This window comes from Nonomuraea longicatena (genome assembly GCF_039525605.1).
Taxonomy (GTDB): Bacteria; Actinomycetota; Actinomycetes; order Streptosporangiales; family Streptosporangiaceae; genus Nonomuraea; species Nonomuraea longicatena.
Genome location: NZ_BAAAHQ010000102.1, coordinates 1 through 2,697 on the forward strand (window position 1 = coordinate 1; position 2,697 = coordinate 2,697).

Consider the following 2,697-nt stretch of genomic DNA (forward strand, 5'->3'; position numbering starts at 1 on the left):
ACCAGCTCTCCGTCGTCGCCGAGGGCCACGGTGTACAGCCCGACCTTGACAATGCGCTGTGCTACAGGCGCGAGAACCGCGGCTCTCGCCAGACGCAAGGGGATATCCACATGTCCTTCGATCACGTGGCCGAGCGGACCTTGGTTCGGGGAAGCGAATGCGGCCGTGCTGCTGGTGTGGGTCTTGCGCACCCAGCGTGCGGCATGGATCTGATCGCTGAAGACGACCAAGCACCCAAGGTCACGTGCTGCATGGCTTGCCGCCGTACGGATAGCGGCAAGCAGGTTGGCGGGGCCGTCAGCGCCGGCCATCGAGGGATTGCGCATCGCGCCGGTGACGACAACGGGCGCTTCGCCACTCCACAGGAGATCCAGCACGTACGCGGTCTCCTCGATTGTGTCCGTCCCCTGAGTGACCACGACTCCGGCCGCACCGCTCCGAATGGCATTTTCCATGGCCTTGGTCAAGTCGACAAGGTCGCTGAAAGAAAGCGAAGCACCTGGAAGCTGCCGAAATGTGTGAACATCCAACTCGACGGCGAGGGCCTCAAGCCCTGGTACGGACGCGAGCAATTCCGTCGCCGTCAGGGTTGGTACGACACCATTAGCATCAGGCGTCATCGCGATCGTGCCGCCGAGCGAGAAAACCGCAATACGGGTAGGAGAATTCACTGATGGAAGTCCTTCGAGGGGTTGAGCATTCACATGCTACTCATGCTGGTGTCGTTGATGAAGGCGCAAGCCGCATCGATACCGGCGACTGAAATCAATCGGCTCCGGGGACGCAGTAATCCGGCTGTTCCAACGTGCGCAAGGGCTCGGCACCGGCCGGTCAGCCATGACCAGTCCAGTTCGAGATAAGCGGCCAACGCCCGAAGCCGTCCCGCTGGAGTCTTTGCCTCGATTATCGAATGTGTGCCGACCTCGCCTGTTGCTTCACGGAACTCGCGTACGACCGAGGTACGCCTTGTTGTATCCACATGCCACATGCCTGCACCGCGAACCCAATTCGCGATAATCGCCTGTTCGCCGCCAATAACGAATCCTTCTACATTGGAGTAGGCAGGGTCATCGCAGATTTTGGCATGAATTCCTGCGGACTCCATCAGGGCGATCGACAGGAAGAGCAGGACTCTCTCATAGCGTGGCGACGCGTTGACAGCTCCACGCGGAATGCAGAACATCCGAACCGGCGACTTTTCTCCAACAGTACGACGGACGGCGCGAAGATAAGCGTACTTATGATCGAACAGGAGCCACATGCACGCTTCTTCGCCTCGCTGCTCCCGAGTCCAGAAGGTCGGCATATCCGGCAGTTCAGTCAGATTACGGAGGATATGCCGAGCGCAGAAGTCAGAGCCCAACCAGGCGTGCGACACGTTTCCTAGATCAGGCGCCGCCTCACGGCTGACCGCTGACGCCGTGAGCGCTTCATACTGCGCAAGCTCCTCATGAGAGAGGCTCAGCTCCTGGTCGTCCGCCTGAAGGCCGTCATCCAAGCTCGCCGCCGCCCACAGAAGGCCATATGTGAAGTCATCGAGTTCATAGGCGCTGGGGATGGTAACGGTGCCGCTGTCCGGTGACTGGGCAAGTCGCCTTCGTGCTTCGCGAGCGTCGATCGCGAAGAAGCGCGGCTCGTTTGTTCGGTCGACTCCAATAAGGAGTCCACGGTTCATGGCGCGCGAGAACTCCGCCCATCTAGGTGCGTTCGTCAGTGCGGTGATGACTCTGCCGTTCGCGGTGCTGGCCTCATGGAGCTGCATGCGCAGGACAGCACCCTCCATTGCCCTGCCGTCTGGAAGCAACGCGGTGAAGTCCACCCCGAAATCGGGCGAAGGACGCGACAGCTTGAGATCAGGCCACCGGCTTTTGGTGTGCGACGCGAAGCCGTACGGATCACTCGAAGCACCGATGATGGGCACATCGACCCCTGCCTGCACGAGCAATGCGGCAGTACTGCCCACAAGGAACGTCCGTCGATCGACACTTGCCCACATCTGCCCCTCCTCGTCCACGTGGAACGACAGTCTTTCGGGGGCAAGGGCTTCATGCGATGGCACTTCCATGGCATTTGGGTGTTGGAATCCGAGGCGATCGAAGGTGCGGCCGGTCAGCGTCTCCAACGCTCGCTGATAGGCAGGACGGGGGCGCCTAACCTCGCCGTCCTCCCAACGCGCGACCAGACGGGCGTCGCAGGCCAGGCCGTACTCACCGATCGTCTCGGCTATGGCCACCAGCGCTCGGGCGAACTCCTCGCGCGACTCGCGCCGTTCGTCCTCGCGGATTTGACGTAGCACCCGATTGGGCGTCTTGGCCCTGGTTTTGGTGCTCACTGCCACACCTCCCGCCAGCGCCTCTATGGACTTCGCACGGAGTACGGCAACGGTAACTGTTCGCCGCCGCCGTCGCTAGGCGGTTTGCCATTTCAGTGCCCCTGACGGCGCCATCGAGATGCCTTGGCTATGGGCGGTCTCCTTGAGGTAGCACAGAACGCCGACGCCAAGAAAGGAGGTTCAAAGGATGGCGCAATTGAGGGCTACTCCCGGGTCACTGCGGACGAACCAGGTCCAATCGGCTCTCAATCGCCGCCACCCGCTCGCGAAGCTCTACGAGCTGACCTTTGAGGTCTTCGACGGTAGCCGGGTCCTCAAGGATGACGGCAGGCTCCCGGCCTGTGTCCGCGACCTCTTGGAGGTAG

The 2,697-nt window shown here is 61.5% G+C and carries 2 protein-coding genes; both read right to left on the reverse strand.

Annotation, left to right across the window (positions count from 1 at the left end; all coding sequences use genetic code 11):
- Window positions 1-671: asparaginase (locus ABD120_RS39550; protein WP_343955652.1), on the reverse strand; the 671-nt coding region annotated here is incomplete at its 3' end.
- A gap of 29 nt (window positions 672-700) precedes the next feature.
- Window positions 701-2,332 carry a hypothetical protein gene (locus tag ABD120_RS39555; protein ID WP_343955654.1) on the reverse strand — a complete coding sequence of 544 codons (1,632 nt, stop codon included), beginning with the start codon at window positions 2,330-2,332 and terminating at the stop codon, window positions 701-703.
- Window positions 2,333-2,697: the final 365 nt, after the last annotated feature.